Raw genomic sequence first — 16,118 nt, forward strand, 5'->3', positions numbered from 1 at the left:
GCCCGTCGCTGTCTCCGGCACAGCAGGGGGGCCGGCCCGCGCTACCTCACCGCCGGCAGCCGCATGGTGAAGCAGGCCCCACCGCGCGGTCCGTCGCCCACCGTGACCTGGCCTCCATGGCGTACGACCACATCGCGCACGATCGCCAGCCCCAGCCCCGCGCCCCCGTCGTCCCGGGCCCGCGCCTCGTCCAGCCGGACGAAGCGCTCGAAGATCCGCTCCCGGTCGGCGGCCGGCACCCCGGGTCCGTCGTCCGCGACCCGCAGCACGGCCTTGCCCTCCTCCCGCCGCAGCGAGACGTCGACCCGGTCCGCGGCATGGCGCTCCGCGTTGTCGAGGAGGTTCGCCAGCACCCGCTCCAGCTGGCCGCGCGAGCCCGTGATCTCGACCTCGTCGAGCTCACCGCAGTGGACCTTCGATCGCCGCCCGGCGGCCTCCCGTACGACATCCGCCAGCGACACCTGGCCGTTCCGCGGCTCCTCCCCCGCGTCCAGGCGGGCGAGCAGCAGCAGGTCGGCTGCCAGGCCCTGCAGCCGGACCGTGTCCGCCACCGCGCCGCCGATGTCGAGCAGTTCCGGGTGGGCTTCGGCCACCTCCAGCTGCGTGCGGAGCGACGCGATCGGGCTGCGCAGCTCGTGCGAGGCGTCGGCGACGAAGCGTCGCTGGCGGTCCACCGAGGCTTCCAGGGCGGTGAGGGTCTCGTTCGTCGTACGGGCCAGGCGGGCGATCTCGTCGCCGCTGTCCGGCTCGGGGACGCGGCGCGACAGATCCGTGGAGGCGGTGATCGCCGCCATCTCGCCGCGGATGCCCTCGACGGGGCGCAGCGCCCGCCGGGTGACCAGCCAGGTCACGCCCGCGACGACGGCGAGCAGCGGGGGCAGGCCGATCAGCATGGAGCGTACGGCCGTGGAGACCGCGCTCTGCTGGGTCTCCAGCGAGGCGCCCGCGTAGACGGTGTAGGTCGCGCCGGCGGCGGTGGTCGTCTCGACGGCCGCGAAGCGGTACGGGCCGCGCTCGCCGTCGATGGTCGCGCTGCCGTCGGTGAGTTCCGGGTCGTCGTCGGAGACCTCGCTCTCGCCGGGGTCGTCGGCCTCGTCGTCGTCATCGCCGGAGCCGGAACCGGCCCCGTCCGCGGGGCACGCCGGGCGTACAGAACCGGACACCGTGCCGCTGATCGCCTGCAGGTCCTCGCTCACCGCGCACACCCGGTCGTCCTCGTCCACGACCTGCACGGGGTGGTCCTCGTCGAGGTCGAGCTTGCCCACCGGCGTGCCCGTGGCCAGCCGCGACGCCACCTCCCTGGCCGCCACCTCGGCCTCCAGACCGGCCTGGTTCTGCAGGTTGGCGCGCAGCGCCAGCGTCACCGCGATCCCCGCGACCAGCAGCGCCGCGGCCACCACGGCGGTCGCGGCGAGCGCGGCCCTGGCCCGTACGGTCCTGAAGGGCCTAGCCATCCTGCGCCACCAGCCGGTAGCCGGCGCCGCGCACCGTCTGGATCAGCCGGGAGCCGAGCTTGCGGCGCAGGGCGCTGATGTAGACCTCGACGATGTTGGGATCGCCGTCGTACGCGAAGTCCCAGACGTGCTCGAGGATGTCCGCCTTCGATACGACCTCGCCCGGCCGCTGCACGAGGTGCTCCAGCACGGCGAACTCCTTGGCGGTGAGCACCACTTCCTCGTCACCGCGGTGCACCCGCCGGGCGGCGGTGTCGACGGCCAGGTCGCCGGCGCGCAGCACCGGCGACGCGGTGCGGCCGCGGCGGCGCAGCAGGGCGCGGATGCGGGCGAGGAGGACGACGTACGAGAACGGCTTGGTCAGGTAGTCGTCGGCGCCGGTGTCCAGGCCCTCGGCCTCGTCGTACTCGCCGTCCTTGGCGGTGAGCATCAGCACCGGCGTCTCGTCGCCGGCGGCGCGGAGGGTGGCGAGCACCCGGTAGCCGTTCAGCAGCGGCAGCATGATGTCGAGGATGATCAGGTCGTACTCGGCCTCGGTGGCGAGATGCAGGCCCTCCCGGCCGTCGTGGGCGAGGTCGACGGCGAAGCCCTCGGCGGTGAGCCCCTTGGCCAGGGAGGTGGCGAGGCGTTTTTCGTCCTCGACGATGAGCAGGCGCATACGGAGAAGGGTGGCAGTTCGAACCTGAAAGCCGCTTCAGGTTCCTTCAGCGTGGCTTCAGGATGGGTTCGGCACTGTGGATCTCGTCAGCGAACGAAGCCCGACGGAAGGGTCCACCACCATGAAGCGCAACATCGCCATCGCCTCCATCGCCGCCCTGCTCATCGGCGGCGGCACCGCCACCGCGGTCGCCGCCGCGGGCGACGACTCCGGCAGCGGCCCCGAGCCGAAGGCGGCCGCGGCGCAGCAGGCGGACCACGACGACGACGGCAAGTACGACGACCGGGACGACGAGGGCAAGGACGACGACGCCCGCGACGACCGGGATGACCGCGACGACCGGGACGACGACGGCAAGGACGACCTCGACCAGGACGACAAGGCCGAGCGGAAGGCCCTGCAGAACGCCGAGGTCTCCGCCTCCGACGCCGCTGGAGCCGCCCTGAAGGCCGTCCCCGGTGATGTCGACTCGGTCGAGTTCGACGATGAGGACGACCACGGGCCCGCCGCCTGGGATGTGGACGTGCTCGGCCAGGACGGCAAGTGGCACAGCGTGACCATCGACGCCGCAAATGCCAAGGTCCTGGAGAAGTCGGTCGACAACGACGACTGAGCGTCACGGTTCGAGTTGCGCCGGGGGTGTGATGCCGGAGATTGGGTGACATGACCAACTCCGAGAACCCGGATGCGGCCCGCCGCGCGCGGGAAGACATACCGGGCACCCCCGACACTCATCTCGTATCCGAGTCCTCGCAGGTCAGCAACGACCGCAGCGCTCCCCCGGCCGCCCACGACACGTCGCGTACGACCGGGCAGGAGCACGTCACCGAGGCGACCAAGCCGGTCTCCGGCTCGTACGCGACCCGGGAGAGCCGGCCCACCGCGGAGGCGGCGCGCGCGAAGTACACCTCGCGTCCCGCCGCGGCCTCCACCGCCCGGGACACCCGCTACACCGGCGCCACCCGCGCCCCTGAGCGCCCCGTCACCACCACGACGACGACGCACACGGCCCAGGTACCGCGCCCGAACTACAAGTGGGCGCTCCCGCTGGCCCTGCTGGCGCTCGCCACCACCGGCATCTTCGCCGGCCTGTTCGCCTCCAAGGAGGACAACGGCCGGCTCGGCGCCTCCTCGGTGCAGGTCAGCGAGGACCTGCCGTACCCGACGCAGGTCCGCCAGGCCGTCGAGCGCGCCAAGATCAACCCGGCCGAGGCCCGCGACCGCGCCACCGACCGGTTCGACGGCACCGTGACCGCGCAGAGCCTGGAGACGGACAAGGGCCGCGCGGCCTGGGACGTCGAGGTGCTCGGCGAGAACGGCGAGCTGCACAAGGTCAGCATCGACCCGGGCAACGGCAAGGTCATCGGCAACACCGACGTGTCCGACCGCATCAACATCCGCGACCACCGCAACGCCGCGGCCGCGGCGAGCGGCGTGGCCGCCGTCTCGGACCACGTCGCGGACGCGGGCCGCACCCCGACGGAGATCGTCTACAACGCCGGGCAGAAGGCCTTCACCGCCCGGTCGTGGGATGGCGGCAACTCCATCCAGCAGACGTTCAACGCCGCGACCGGCCGGCAGATGCCGCAGACCTGACGCGACAGCGCATACGAGAGGGGCGGCGGGCCGTGGAAAACGACCCGCCGCCCCTCACCCCTGCGCTACTTCTCCCCGGTCAACCCCTCGACCAGCTCGTCCGCCGCCGAATACGCATCCAGCGAGCCGCCGGCCACCCGCTCCGCGAGCGCCCCGAGCCGCTTGTCGCCGTGCAGGTCGGCGATCCGCTCGCGCAGCGCCGTCACGGCGATCGTCTCGACCTCCTGCGCCGCGCGCTTCAGCCGCCGCTCGGCGAGCACCCCGTGCTCCTCCATCCAGGCGCGGTGCTTCTCCAGCGCCTCGACGACCTCGTCGGTGCCCTCGCCGCGGGCGGCGACGGTCTTGACGATCGGCGGCCGCCAGTCGCCGGGGCCGCGGGCCTCGCCGAGGCCGAGCATGTGGTTCAGCTCGCGGGCGGTGGCGTCGGCGCCGTCGCGGTCGGCCTTGTTGACGACGAAGACATCGCCGATCTCGAGGATCCCGGCCTTGGCGGCCTGGATCCCGTCACCCATGCCCGGCGCGAGCAGCACGACGGAGGTGTCGGCCTGCGCGGCGATCTCCACCTCGCTCTGCCCGACGCCGACGGTCTCGACGAGGACGACGTCGCAGCCGGCCGCGTCGAGCACGCGGATCGCCTGCGGCGCGGACCAGGCCAGACCGCCGAGGTGGCCGCGGGTGGCCATGGACCGGATGTACACGCCGGGGTCGGAGGCGTGCTCTCCCATCCGCACCCGGTCCCCGAGGAGCGCGCCGCCGGAGAACGGCGAGCTCGGGTCCACGGCGAGCACGCCGACCCGCTTGCCGCGCTGCCGGTACGCGGTGACCAGCGCGGACGTGGAGGTCGACTTCCCGACACCCGGCGAGCCGGTGATCCCGATGACGTGCGCGCTGCCGGAGAGCGGCGCGAGGGTGGCCATGACCTCGCGCAGCTCCGGGGCGGCTCCCTCGACGAGCGAGATGAGCCGCGCGACGGCACGCGGATTGCCCTCCCGGGCCTGCGATACGAGGTGGGCTACGTCCGCCATGGTTCTCCGCTCAGCTCCTGCACTTCCGTTCCGGCCTGGTCCCTTACGAGCGCGACGGCACCCGCACGACCAGCGCGTCGCCCTGGCCGCCGCCCCCGCACAGGGCGGCCGCACCGACACCGCCGCCCCGCCGCTTGAGCTCAAGCGCCAGATGCAGCACAAGTCGCGCGCCCGACATGCCGATCGGGTGCCCCAGCGCAATCGCGCCACCGTTGACGTTCACCTTTTCAGGCGTAACGCCGAGGTCCTTCATCGACTGCACCGCGACCGCCGCGAAGGCCTCGTTGATCTCGATCAGATCGAGGTCCTCCACCGACAGGCCTTCCTTCTTCAGCGCGTGCTGAATCGCGTTGGAAGGCTGCGACTGCAGCGAGTTGTCGGGACCGGCCACATTCCCGTGCGCGCCGATCTCGGCGATCCAGGAAAGCCCGAGCTCCTCGGCCTTCGCCTTGCTCATGACGACCACGGCGGCCGCACCGTCCGAGATCTGCGAGGCGGTCCCGGCCGTAATGGTGCCCTCCTTGCCGAAGGCGGGCCGCAGCTTCCCGAGGGATTCGGCCGTCGTCTCCGGGCGGATGCCCTCGTCCTTGGCGAACAGCACCGGGTCGCCCTTGCGCTGCGGGATCTCCACCGGCGTGATCTCCGCGTCGAAGACCCCGCTCTCCCGCGCCGCGGCCGCGCGCTGGTGCGACAGGGCGCCGATCTCGTCCTGCTCGGCGCGCTGGATGCCGAGCCGGGTGTTGTGCTTCTCGGTCGACGCACCCATCGGGATCTCCTCCCACGGGTCCGTCAGACCGTCGTACGCCATCGCGTCGAGCATCTCGACGGCGCCGTACTTGAAGCCCTCCCGGGACTTCGGCAGCAGGTGCGGGGCGTTGGTCATCGACTCCTGGCCGCCGGCGACGACGACGTCGAACTCGCCGGCGCGGATCAGCTGGTCGGCCAGCGCGATCGCGTCGAGACCGGACAGACAGACCTTGTTGACGGTCAGCGCCGGCACGTTCATCGGGATGCCGGCCTTCACGGCGGCCTGACGTGCGGGGATCTGCCCTGCCCCCGCCTGGAGCACCTGCCCCATGATCACGTACTCGACCTGGTCGCCGCCGATGCCGGCCCGGTCGAGCGCCGCCTTGATGGCGAAGCCGCCGAGGTCCGCGCCGGAGAAGGACTTGAGGGAGCCGAGCAGCCGCCCCATGGGCGTTCGGGCTCCTGCGACGATCACTGAGGTGGTGCCGGTGGTGCCAGTCATTCCTGACCCCTTCGGTAAGGAGTGAACGAGGGTTAATCTCACCCTACTGACGGGTCACCGCCCGGTCACCGGTCCGGCGCTGTGACCGTCCGCACGTTGCGTGACCATGCGTGCGGGCGGTGCACTTGGACCATGCTGACGCGCATCGACCACATCGGGATCGCCTGTCATGACCTCGACGTCACCGTCGAGTTCTACCGCCGGACGTACGGCTTCACCGTCTTCCACGAAGAGATCAATGAGGAGCAGGGCGTACGCGAGGCCATGCTCAAGATCAACGAGACCTCGGACGGCGGCGCCTCGTATCTGCAGCTGCTGGAGCCGACCCGGGAGGATTCCGCGGTCGGCAAGTGGCTCGCCAAGAACGGCGAGGGGGTCCATCACATCGCCTTCGGGACCGCCGACGTCGACGGGGACAGCGAGGCCATCCGCGACAAGGGTGTGCGAGTGCTGTACGACGAGCCGCGCATCGGTTCGATGGGTTCTCGTATTACCTTCCTGCATCCGAAGGACTGCCACGGCGTGCTCACCGAGCTCGTCACGGCAGCGTCTCGCAAGGCTGACGCTTCAGACGCACACTGACCTTCCGCTTCCGCGGCCGGTAGAGTGCAGGGGGCCGTCCCGGCATGGGGCGGCCTGATGATCTGACACCATTCATTGCAGACACCGGGCAGCAGCACCGTAAGAACGCGGCCCGGCGTTCGATGACCGACCAGGGGACGGATGGGACCGCGCAGTGCGGGGCTACGACCGCTACGGGACTGATCACGGCAGCTACGGCAGCGAAGCACCTGCCGTCGCGCGCCAGGCCAGTCTTGACGGCCTCTCCCAGTTCGAAGCCGAGATCGAGCGGCTGAAGAAGGAGCGGGCGAAGGCCGTCCAGCATGCTGAGGACCTCGGCTATCAGGTTGAGGTCCTGCGCGCCAAGCTGCATGAAGCGCGCCGCGGGCTGAGCCAGCGCACCTCGTTCGACAATGTCTCCCACCAGGCCGAGCAGCTGCTGCGCAATGCCCAGCTGCAGGCCGACCAGATGCGCACCGACGCCGAGCGCGAGGTGCGCGAGGCCCGCGCCCAGGCGCAGCGGCTGCTGCAGGAGCAGGCCGAGCGGCAGGCCCGCATGGAGGCCGACCTGCACGCCGAGGCGATCGCCCGGCGGCAGCGGCTCGACCAGGAGCTCACCGAGCGCCGCACCAGCGTCGAGACGCATGTCAATGAGAACGTCTCCTGGGCCGAACAGCTGCGCACCCGCACCGAGGCGCAGGCCCGCCGGCTGATGGACGAGTCCCGGGCCGAGGCTGAGCAGGCCGTCGCCAATGCCCGGGCCGAGGCCCAGCGGATCACCGAGCAGGCCCGCCACCGTGCGGGCTCCGACGCCGAGGCCGCCCGCAGCGAGGCCGAGGAGATCCTGCGCCGGGCCCGCGCGGACGCCGAGCGGCTGCTGCAGTCCGCCTCCAGCCAGGCCGCCGAGGCCACCTCGCATGCCGAGCAGCTGCGCTCCACCACCGCGAGCGAGTCCGAGGAGGCCCGCCAGAAGGCCGTCGAGGCGCAGCGGCAGGCCGAGCAGCGGATGACCGACGCCGAGGCGAAGCTCCGCGAAGCCCGTACCGAAGCGGACCGGCTGGTCGCGCAGGCCGCCGAGCAGGCCGAGAAGAAGGTCGCCGACGCCGAGGCCGGCGCCGACCAGCGGATGGCCACCACCCGCACCCAGACGGCCCGGCTGGTCGCCGAGGCCACCAAGGACGCGGAGAAGATCAAGGCGGAGGCCGAGCAGGCCCTCGCCGACGCCCGTGCCCGCGGTGAGGCGCTGGTTGCCGAGGCCGAGGAGACGGCCCGTACGAAATCGGCCGAGGAGAGCGCCAACCAGGTCGCCAAGGCGGCGAAGACCGCCGAGGACGTCCTGGCGAAGGCGTCCGCCGACGCCAAGGCCACCATCGACAAGGCGGCCAAGGAAGCGGAGAAGATCCGTTCCGAGGCGGCCGCCGAGGCCGAGCGGCGGGAGAGCGAGGCCGCCGAGGCGGCGGAGCAGCTCAAGGGCGCGGCCAAGGACGACACCGCGGCCTTCCGGGCGAAGACCAAGGAGCTGCAGGACGAGGCCGGGCGGCTGCGCTCGGAGGCCGAGCAGCTGCGCGCGGACGCCGTCGCCGAGGGCGAGCGGATCCGCGGCGAGGCCCGCCGCGAGGCGGTCGCCAAGATCGAGGAGGCCGCGTCCTCCGCCGAGGAGCTGCTGGCCAAGGCCGGCGCCGACGCCGAGGAGCTGCGCGAGACCGCGGCTGCCGAGGGCGAGCGGGTGCGCGGCGAGGCCATCGAGCGGGCCACCGGGCTGCGCAAGCAGGCCGACGAGGCGCTGGAGAAGGCGCAGGCCGAGGCGCAGGAGCTGCGCGAGCAGGCCGAGACCGAGGCCGGCCGGATCACCACGGCGGCCGAGGAGGCCGCCCGTAAGACCCGGGCCGACGCCGAGGCCGCCATGGAGGCCAAGCGGCAGGAGATGGGCGAGGAGCTCACCCGGCTGCACGGCGAGGCGGAGAAGCGGATAGTCGCCGCCGAGGAGTCCCTCACCGACGCCCGCGCCGAGGCCGAGCGGATCCGCCGCGAGGCCGCCGAGGAGACCGACCGGCTGCGCGCCGAGGCCGCCGACCGGCTGCGTTCCCTGCAGTCGCAGGCCGAGGACGAGGCCAACCGGATGCGCACCGAGGCGCAGGCCGCCGCGGCCGCCGCCCGCGCCGAGGCCGAGTCCGCCGCCGTACGGCTGCACGCCGATGCCACCGAAGAGGCCGAGCGGCTGCGCTCCGAGGCGCAGGAGACCGCCGACCGGATCCGCGGCGACGCCGCCTCCGCCGCCGAGCGGCAGTCCACCGAGGCCGCCGAGGCCCTCAAGGCCGCCCAGGAAGAGGCCGGACGGCGCCGCCGCGAGGCCGAGGAGCTGCTCTCCTCCGCCCGCCAGGACGCCGACCGCGAGCGCGGCCAGGCCCGCGAACAGAGCGACGAGCTGCTGGCCACCGCCCGTAAGCGGGTCGAGGAGGCGCAGGCGGAGGCCGCGCGGCTGCTGCAGGACGCCGAGCGCCGCTCCCGCGACCTGGTCGGCGCCGCCGAGGCCACCGCCCAGCAGGTACGGGAATCCGTCAAGGATCTGCACGAGCAGGCCGAGGAGGAGATCTCCGGCCTGCGCTCCGCCGCCGAGCACTACGCCGCCACCCTCCGCCGCGAGACCAAGGAGGAGACGGACGCCGCCAAGTCCCTGGCGGAGCAGACCGTTTCCGACGCGATCGCCGAGGCCGAGCGGATGCGCAGCGAGGCCGAGCAGACCCTCGACTCGTCCCGTACGGACGCCGCCCAGCGCCGCCGGGAGGCCGCCGAGCAGGCCGACAAGCTGGTGGAGAAGGCGCAGGCCGAGGCGCTGCGCGCGGCCGCCGCCGCCGAGGAGCAGGCGGACAAGATGGTCGCCGCCGCCCGCCGGGAGTCCGAGCGGCTGCTCAGCTCCGCCACCGCCGAGTCCAACGAGCTGGTGGAGAAGTCCCGTACGGACTCCGACACCATGCTCACCGAGGCCCGCCGCGACGCCACGGCCATCCGCGAGCGCGCCGAGGAGCTGCGCGCCCGCACCGACGCCGAGATCGAGGAGCTGCACGAGCGCGCCCGGCGCGAGACCGCGGAGGCGGTACGGGCCGCGGGCGAGCGCGTCGACAAGCTGGTCGCCGCCGCCAACGAGCAGCTCACCGAGGCCGAGTCGAAGGCCAAGCAGATCGTCACGGAAGCCAACGGCGAGGCCGGCAAGGTCCGTATCGCCGCGGTGAAGAAGGCCGAGACGCTGCTGAACGACGCCGAGAAGAAGCAGACCGAGGCCTACGACGAGGCCGAGCGCATGAAGATCGAGGCGAAGAACGAGGCCAAGCGGATCGTCGACGAGGGCCGGCGCGAACTGGACACCCTCACCCGCAGACGCGAGGACATCAACGCCGAGATCTCGCGGGTACAGGACGTCCTCGAGGCGCTCGAATCCTTCGAGTCCCCGCCCGCCGGGGGTGGCAAATCAGCCACCGGCGGTGGTGCCGCCGGCAGCGGAAACGGCGTCAAGGCGGGTGCGGGCGCAGGAGTGACACGATCGGGTGGCAAGCCGTCCGGTGACTAGCCACTCGAAAGAAGGGTCATTCTCCAGATCAAACCTGAATTGACGCTTCGACACTCCGCGCGCCCCCCTAAGATTCCCTCTATCACCTCACCCGGTCTCTTTCGACAGGAACCCCATGAGCGACACTTCCTCCCCCTTCGGCTTCGAGCTCGTGCGGCGTGGATACGACCGCGAACAGGTGAACGAGCGCATCACCAAGCTCGTCGCCGATCGCGACAGCGCGCTCGCGCGTATCACCGCCCTCGAGAAGCGCATCGAGGAGCTGCACCTCGAGACGCAGAACGCACAGGCCCAGGTCAATGAGGCCGAGCCGTCGTATGCGGGCCTCGGCGCGCGGGTTGAGAAGATCCTCCGCCTCGCCGAGGAGGAGGCCAAGGACCTGCGCGAGGAGGCCCGCCGGGCCGCCGAGCAGCACCGCGAGCTTGCCGAGTCCGCCGCCCAGCAGGTGCGCAATGACGCCGAGGCCTTCGCCGCCGAGCGCAAGTCCAAGGCCGAGGACGAGGGCGCCCGGATCGTCGAGAAGGCGAAGGGCGAGGCGTCCGCGCTGCGGGCCGAGGCGCAGAAGGACGCGCAGTCCAAGCGCGAGGAGGCGGACAGCCTCTTCGAGGACACCCGCGCCAAGGCCGCACAGGCCGCCGCCGACTTCGAGACCAACCTGGCCAAGCGCCGGGAGCAGTCCGAGCGCGACCTCGCCAACCGCCAGGCCAAGGCCGAGAAGCGGCTCGCCGAGATCGAGCACCGCGCCGAGCAGCTCCGCCTCGAGGCCGAGAAGCTGCGCACCGACGCCGAGCGCCGGGCCCGCCAGACGGTGGAGACCGCGCAGCGCCAGGCCGAGGACATCGTGGCCGACGCCAACGCCAAGGCCGACCGGATCCGCAGCGAGTCCGAGCGCGAGCTCGCGGCCCTCACCAACCGCCGCGACTCGATCAACGCGCAGCTCACCAACGTGCGCGAGATGCTGGCCACGCTCACCGGCGCGGCCGTCGCCGCCCAGGCCAACCCGGAGGCCAGCGACAGCGCCGCCACGGTGCCGGCGCAGCAGAGCGGAAACTGACGCCTGAATCTCTGGTGAACTGATCGGCCCCCATGTCCTGTACGGGATGCGGGGGCCGTTCCGTGCGCATAGGGTCGTCACATGATCGAGGTCGAACAGCTCACGAAGCGGTATGGGCAGAAGACCGCTGTCGACAACCTGTCCTTCCAGGTGCACCCCGGCCATGTGACGGGCTTTCTCGGCCCGAACGGCGCCGGCAAGTCGACCACGATGCGGATGATGCTCGACCTCGACAACCCGACGGCGGGGCGCGTCCGCATCGACGGGCAGCGCTACCGGGAGCTCGCCGAGCCGCTGAAATACATGGGCGCGCTGCTGGACGCCAAGGCCTTCCACGGCGGCCGCAGCGCGTACAACAACCTGCTCTGCTACGCCCAGGCCAACCGGATTCCGGAGCGCCGGGTCGGCGAGGTCCTCGACATCGTGGGCCTCACCGCGGTGGCGAAGAAGAAGTCCAAGGGCTTCTCGCTCGGCATGGGCCAGCGCCTCGGCATCGCCTTCGCGCTGCTCGGCGACCCGCGGATCCTGATGTTCGACGAGCCGGTGAACGGCCTCGACCCCGAGGGCATCCACTGGATCCGTAATCTGATGAAGAATCTGGCGGCCCAGGGCCGCACGGTCTTCGTGTCGTCCCACCTGATGAGCGAGATGGCGCTGACGGCGGACCACCTGATCGTCATCGGGCAGGGGAAGCTGCTGGCGGACACCTCGATGGCCGACTTCATCGCGGCGAATTCACGGTCGTACGTGCGGGTGCGCAGCCCGCAGCAGGAGCGGCTGCGGGATGTCTTCCACCGGGCCGGTGTGACGGCGATCGAGGTGGGCGACGGGTCGTTCGAGATCGACGGCGTGGGCGCGGCGAAGGGCATCGGCGAGCTTGCCGCGCAGAACCAGATCACGCTGCATGAGCTGAGCCCGCAGCAGGCCTCGCTGGAGGAGGCGTTCATGCAGATGACGGCGGGGTCCGTGGAATATCACGCGCACAATCTCGACACTCCGTCCGGTGTGGGCGGGGCGCCGATGCCGCCGCCGCAGATGCCGCCGGGCGCGGCGCCGCCTCCGCCGCAGCAGCAGTGGGGCGGGGGCTGGGGTCAAGGCCCGGGTCCGGACCAGGATCAGGGTCAGGGAAAGGGCTGAACGACGATGGCATCGATTCCCGCGGTCCTGAAGTCGGAGTGGACCAAGATCCGTACGGTGTCCTCCACGACGTGGACGCTGGCCACCGCGCTGCTGGTGACCGTCGCGCTGAGCGCGGCGCTCTCGGCGCTGATGAAGTCGACCTTCGACGATCTCAGCAATGTCGAGAAGGCGACCTTCGACCCGACGTTCATCAGCTTCTCCGGGATGATGCTGGGGCAGCTGGCGATGATCGTCTTCGGTGTGCTGGTGGTGGGCACGGAGTACAGCTCCGGCTCGATCCGCTCGTCGCTGTCGTCGGTGCCGCAGCGCGGGACGTTCCTGTTCAGCAAGATCGCGGTGGCCACGGTGCTGGCGCTGGTCGTCGGCCTGGCGACGAGCTTCCTGTCCTTCTTCCTCGGCCAGGCGCTGCTGGGCTCTGAGCTGCGCACGACGCTCGGCGAGGACAACGTGCTGCGCGCGGTGGTCGGCGGCGGCCTCTACATGGCGCTGATCGCCCTCTTCTCGATGGGCGTCGCCACGATGCTGCGCAGCTCGATGCTGTCGCTGGGCATCCTGATGCCGTTCTTCTTCCTGATCTCACAGATCCTGTCCGCGGTGCCGGGCGCGAAGAAGGTCGCCCGGTATTTCCCGGACCAGGCGGGCTCGAAGATCATGCAGGTCGTCCCGGACGCGATGGGCGGCGAAAAGGCGCCCTACGGCCCGTGGGGCGGCCTGGGAATCATGCTGCTGTGGGTAGCGGCGGCCCTGGTCGGCGGCTTCCTGGTACTGAAGAACCGCGACGCGTAACCGCTGCGCTCGGCTCGGCGGGTGGGTGGGTGGCATAGCCCTGGCGCGCGGCGCCGAAGCCCGCCGCAAGGCGATCAGTATCGCGGGGCCCGTCCCGGTCGAAGGTCGCGTGCGCCCCTGCGCTCCCGCGCGCTCCAACACGCCGTGTGCCAGTGGCGGCGGTCGTCGGCGCCTGCGTGTTCCGGCCAGGCGACCACGTGGGGGGTGGGGCCCGCGACCTCCTGGTCGCAGCCCGGGCAGCGGTAGCTCTTACCGCCCGCGCCGCCGCCCACCGATCTGACCAGCCAGTCCTCGCCGCGCCACGACTCCCGCCGCTCCGAGTACGCGCGCGGCATGAAACCGCTGTCACCGCCGCCCCCGGCGGCATTGCGCGGACGGTTTCGTCGCGGAGACATGCGGTACCCGGCCTTTCTCTTGTCCACATGGGGCCACACGGCCCTTACCAGGCTATCCGGCCGCTGTCATAGGCTCCGGGCAAGCTGTGATCCGCGAGACCGCTCTCCACCAGAATCAGCACCACATCGCCAACCGCGACCGTGCCCTTGGCACGTGCCGTTCGTTAATGCCTACGGGGGCATCACCGGACGATATGACGAACTGGGGGAAAGGATGCGAGTAGGGGCCTTCATCCTCGGCGCGCAGTTCCCGGGACAGGGGCAGGCCGAAGCGCTGCACCGGGCCGTGCGCAGCGCCGAGACCGCCGAGCTGGCCGGGCTCGACGCCGTATGGCTCGCCGAGCACCACTTCGTCCCGTACGGCACCTGCCCGTCCGCCGTCACCCTCGCCGGCTATCTGCTGGGCCGCACCAGGCGCATCGGCGTCGGCACCGCGGTGAGCGTGCTGCCCACGCAGCACCCGGTGGCGCTCGGCGAGCAGGCCGCGCTGCTGCACATCACCTCCGGCGGCCGCTTCACGCTCGGGGTCGGCCGCGGCGGACCGTGGGTGGACCTGGAGGTCTTCGGCAGCGGCGTGGAGGCGTACGAGAAGGGCTTCCCCGAGTCGCTCGACCTGCTGCTGCGCTGGCTGCGCGAGCCGCGCGTGAGCGCCGCCGGGGAGCGGTATCAGTTCCGTGAAGTCGCCGTCGTGCCGCGGGCGGACGACGCCATAGGGGCCGAGCAGGGGCCGCCGGTGGTCGTCGCCTGCACCTCCCCCGGGTCCGTGAGGCTGGCCGCCGAGCGCGGGCTGCCGATGCTGCTGGGGATGCACTGCGGGGATGACGAGAAGGCCGAGATGGTCGGGCTCTGGCGGCGTACGGCCCTGGAGGCCGGCGTTCATCCCGAGGCGGTGGCGGATGCCCCGCATGTGTCCGCCGGCGTCGCGCAGATCGGGGATCGGCAGCGAGATGCCGCGGAGGCGCTGATGAAGGCCATGCCGGGCTGGCTGCGTACGGGACTTGGCGCGCATGTCACGGTGGACGGCCGGCAGCGCACGATGCGCGACCCCTATGCGTATACCGAACTCCTCACCCGGCTGCACGCCGTCGGCCCGCCGCGGCTCGCGGCCGACCGGCTCGCGGCCACCGCCGAGCGCACCGGCATCACGCGCTTCGCGCTGCTGGTGGAGGGTTCGGGAGATCTGGATGCCACGGAGCAGAATGTGGCGCGGCTGGGTGCCGAGGTGCTGCCGCTCCTCGACAGCAAAAGCCCCATGCGGGTGGGGATGGCTTGAGCGCCGAGACGGCGGCTGGAGCGGCAGCGGATGCACCACGGTTCGTGCGGGTGGTGCCTATCGGGCCGGATCAGCAGTCACGCAGCTCCGGCGACTGGTTGAGCAGCTGGTTGCGCACCGAAGTGAAGCGTGCGAGCGTCTCGTCGACCGAGGGGTCGAGCGGGAAGACCGCCACCCGGTGGCAGTTCTGGAAAGCGAGTCGTACGCCGAAGTGGCGCTGGAGTGCGCCGCGAATCGCGTCGCTCGCCAGTGCCCGGAGCAGCTGACCTCGTGCCTGCTCGTCCGGCGGCGGCACCTCATTGTCAGCGAACTCCCCGCCGTCCACCTTCAACTGGGCGACCAGCGAGCTGATCATTTCCCAGGCGTACGGCAGTGAGGTCCGGACGCAGTCGACGAATTGAGCTTCGTCGACCTCGCCTCGCTCGGCCTGATCGAGCAGCGCCGGTGAGACGTCCAGCGACATGAGTTTCTCCTCTCGCGGCTCCGGACAGGGACCTGGCGCCGGAGCCTTGTGGACAGGACAAGCGGACGCCACGGACAGTGAACGTCTGGCGACCGCCTGCTTCCACGGTAAGGGGGCGGATGCGGCCCCACCACCAGAATGGGCATAAGACCGGCCACTGGTAACGTGACCGACCATGCGCCTCGTGATCGCCCGCTGCTCCGTCGACTACGCCGGACGCCTCACCGCCCATCTCGCCTCTGCTCCCCGCTTGATCCTGGTGAAGGCGGACGGCAGCGTTTCCATTCACGCCGACGACCGCGCCTATAAGCCCCTCAACTGGATGTCTCCCCCGTGCACCTTGAAAGAGGGGCAAAAGGACGGCGTGGACGTCTGGACCGTGGTGAACAAGGCTGGCGAGAAATTGATCATCACGCTCGAGGAAGTCATGCACGACTCGTCGCATGAGCTCGGCGTGGACCCGGGTCTGGTGAAGGACGGCGTCGAGGCGCATCTGCAGGAGCTGCTCGCCGACCGGATGGAGACGCTGGGCGAGGGCTGGTCGCTGATCCGCCGCGAATTCCCCACGGCGATCGGGCCCGTTGACATCCTCGGCCGGGACGCGGACGGCAAGACCGTGGCGGTGGAGATCAAGCGCCGCGGGGAGATCGACGGTGTCGAGCAGCTCACGCGATATCTGGAGCTGCTCAACCGGGATCCCCATCTGGCGCCGGTCAAGGGCGTGTTCGCGGCCCAGGAGATCAAGCCGCAGGCGCGGGTGCTGGCGGAGGACCGCGGAATACAGTGCGCGGTGCTTGATTACGACGCGCTGCGCGGGATCGACGACGAGAAGCTGCGGCTCTTTTAGGCGACTGTTCTAGGCGGCGGGTGGGTCGCTTTGCCCACCCGCCGCCTAGAAC

14 protein-coding genes are annotated in these 16,118 nt (G+C 71.3%); 9 read left to right on the plus strand and 5 right to left on the minus strand.

Translation table 11 applies throughout. The features are described from left to right. Nucleotides 1-41 precede the first annotated feature (41 nt). Both G5C51_RS30635 and G5C51_RS30640 read right to left on the minus strand, forming a co-directional pair. Entirely contained in the window at nt 42-1,454 is a 1,413-nt protein-coding gene (locus G5C51_RS30635; protein ID WP_165242008.1) for a sensor histidine kinase, read from the minus strand. After that, on the minus strand, nt 1,447-2,112 hold the full coding sequence (locus G5C51_RS30640) for a response regulator transcription factor (protein ID WP_165242010.1): 666 nt from the start codon (nt 2,110-2,112) through the stop codon (nt 1,447-1,449). The genes G5C51_RS30635 and G5C51_RS30640 overlap by 8 nt, the downstream gene beginning before the upstream one ends. A 121-nt stretch (nt 2,113-2,233) precedes the next feature. Here G5C51_RS30640 and G5C51_RS30645 point away from each other — a divergent pair, with 121 nt between their 5' ends. Together G5C51_RS30645 and G5C51_RS30650 are read left to right on the plus strand one after the other, a co-directional pair. Beyond that, nucleotides 2,234-2,725: a PepSY domain-containing protein gene (locus G5C51_RS30645; protein ID WP_165242012.1), complete on the plus strand. Its 492-nt coding sequence runs from the start codon at nt 2,234-2,236 to the stop codon at nt 2,723-2,725. A 50-nt stretch (nt 2,726-2,775) separates the two neighbouring features. Next, nucleotides 2,776-3,708, plus strand: coding sequence for a PepSY domain-containing protein (locus G5C51_RS30650; protein ID WP_165242014.1), 933 nt, complete (start codon nt 2,776-2,778; stop codon nt 3,706-3,708). A gap of 65 nt (nt 3,709-3,773) precedes the next feature. Here the strand turns inward: G5C51_RS30650 and meaB are convergent, their stop codons facing one another. Beyond that, nucleotides 3,774-4,733, minus strand: a complete 960-nt coding sequence (gene meaB / locus G5C51_RS30655) for a methylmalonyl Co-A mutase-associated GTPase MeaB (protein ID WP_165242016.1) — start codon at nt 4,731-4,733, stop codon at nt 3,774-3,776. A 43-nt stretch (nt 4,734-4,776) separates the two neighbouring features. Next, nucleotides 4,777-5,982 (minus strand): acetyl-CoA C-acetyltransferase, encoded by a 1,206-nt coding sequence (locus tag G5C51_RS30660; RefSeq protein WP_165242018.1) that lies wholly within the window; start codon nt 5,980-5,982, stop codon nt 4,777-4,779. A 132-nt stretch (nt 5,983-6,114) separates the two neighbouring features. Here G5C51_RS30660 and mce point away from each other — a divergent pair, with 132 nt between their 5' ends. The 6 genes from mce to G5C51_RS30695 all read left to right on the plus strand — a co-directional run bounded on the left by mce (nt 6,115) and on the right by G5C51_RS30695 (nt 14,756). Then, nucleotides 6,115-6,564 (plus strand): methylmalonyl-CoA epimerase, encoded by a 450-nt coding sequence (mce, locus tag G5C51_RS30665; protein ID WP_165242020.1) that lies wholly within the window; start codon nt 6,115-6,117, stop codon nt 6,562-6,564. 154 nt (nt 6,565-6,718) lie between these two features. After that, nucleotides 6,719-10,108 carry a polarized growth protein Scy gene (gene scy, locus G5C51_RS30670; protein ID WP_338118364.1) on the plus strand — a complete coding sequence of 1,130 codons (3,390 nt, stop codon included), beginning with the start codon at nt 6,719-6,721 and terminating at the stop codon, nt 10,106-10,108. 115 nt (nt 10,109-10,223) lie between these two features. Further along, nucleotides 10,224-11,162: a coiled-coil domain-containing protein gene (locus G5C51_RS30675; protein ID WP_165242022.1), complete on the plus strand. Its 939-nt coding sequence runs from the start codon at nt 10,224-10,226 to the stop codon at nt 11,160-11,162. Between the two features lie 81 nt (nt 11,163-11,243). Further along, the gene (locus tag G5C51_RS30680) at nt 11,244-12,299 is read left to right on the plus strand and encodes an ABC transporter ATP-binding protein (protein WP_165242024.1); all 1,056 of its coding nucleotides are present in this window, start codon (nt 11,244-11,246) and stop codon (nt 12,297-12,299) included. A 6-nt stretch (nt 12,300-12,305) separates the two neighbouring features. Next, nucleotides 12,306-13,088, plus strand: a complete 783-nt coding sequence (locus G5C51_RS30685) for an ABC transporter permease (RefSeq protein ID WP_165242026.1) — start codon at nt 12,306-12,308, stop codon at nt 13,086-13,088. A gap of 609 nt (nt 13,089-13,697) precedes the next feature. Continuing rightward, the gene (locus G5C51_RS30695; protein WP_165242030.1) at nt 13,698-14,756 is read left to right on the plus strand and encodes an LLM class flavin-dependent oxidoreductase; all 1,059 of its coding nucleotides are present in this window, start codon (nt 13,698-13,700) and stop codon (nt 14,754-14,756) included. 70 nt (nt 14,757-14,826) lie between these two features. On the opposite strand, the gene G5C51_RS30700 is transcribed toward G5C51_RS30695, so the two are convergent. After that, the gene (locus G5C51_RS30700) at nt 14,827-15,219 is read right to left on the minus strand and encodes an SCO5389 family protein (RefSeq protein ID WP_165242032.1); all 393 of its coding nucleotides are present in this window, start codon (nt 15,217-15,219) and stop codon (nt 14,827-14,829) included. A 175-nt stretch (nt 15,220-15,394) separates the two neighbouring features. Here G5C51_RS30700 and nucS point away from each other — a divergent pair, with 175 nt between their 5' ends. Continuing rightward, nucleotides 15,395-16,066: an endonuclease NucS gene (gene nucS / locus G5C51_RS30705; RefSeq protein ID WP_165242034.1), complete on the plus strand. Its 672-nt coding sequence runs from the start codon at nt 15,395-15,397 to the stop codon at nt 16,064-16,066. Nucleotides 16,067-16,118 lie beyond the last annotated feature (52 nt).

Origin of the sequence: Streptomyces coryli, assembly GCF_011044975.1 — a bacterium.
GTDB classification, from domain to species: domain Bacteria; phylum Actinomycetota; class Actinomycetes; order Streptomycetales; family Streptomycetaceae; genus Streptomyces; species Streptomyces coryli.

Coding starts and splice junctions, on each gene's coding strand:
- G5C51_RS30635 (WP_165242008.1), bottom strand. CDS start 1,454: ATGGCTAGGCCCTTCAGGACCGTACGGGCCAGGGCCGCGCTCGCCGCG.
- G5C51_RS30640 (WP_165242010.1), bottom strand. CDS start 2,112: ATGCGCCTGCTCATCGTCGAGGACGAAAAACGCCTCGCCACCTCCCTG.
- G5C51_RS30645 (WP_165242012.1), top strand. CDS start 2,234: ATGAAGCGCAACATCGCCATCGCCTCCATCGCCGCCCTGCTCATCGGC.
- G5C51_RS30650 (WP_165242014.1), top strand. CDS start 2,776: ATGACCAACTCCGAGAACCCGGATGCGGCCCGCCGCGCGCGGGAAGAC.
- meaB (WP_165242016.1), bottom strand. CDS start 4,733: ATGGCGGACGTAGCCCACCTCGTATCGCAGGCCCGGGAGGGCAATCCG.
- G5C51_RS30660 (WP_165242018.1), bottom strand. CDS start 5,982: ATGACTGGCACCACCGGCACCACCTCAGTGATCGTCGCAGGAGCCCGA.
- mce (WP_165242020.1), top strand. CDS start 6,115: ATGCTGACGCGCATCGACCACATCGGGATCGCCTGTCATGACCTCGAC.
- G5C51_RS30675 (WP_165242022.1), top strand. CDS start 10,224: ATGAGCGACACTTCCTCCCCCTTCGGCTTCGAGCTCGTGCGGCGTGGA.
- G5C51_RS30680 (WP_165242024.1), top strand. CDS start 11,244: ATGATCGAGGTCGAACAGCTCACGAAGCGGTATGGGCAGAAGACCGCT.
- G5C51_RS30685 (WP_165242026.1), top strand. CDS start 12,306: ATGGCATCGATTCCCGCGGTCCTGAAGTCGGAGTGGACCAAGATCCGT.
- G5C51_RS30695 (WP_165242030.1), top strand. CDS start 13,698: ATGCGAGTAGGGGCCTTCATCCTCGGCGCGCAGTTCCCGGGACAGGGG.
- G5C51_RS30700 (WP_165242032.1), bottom strand. CDS start 15,219: ATGTCGCTGGACGTCTCACCGGCGCTGCTCGATCAGGCCGAGCGAGGC.
- nucS (WP_165242034.1), top strand. CDS start 15,395: ATGCGCCTCGTGATCGCCCGCTGCTCCGTCGACTACGCCGGACGCCTC.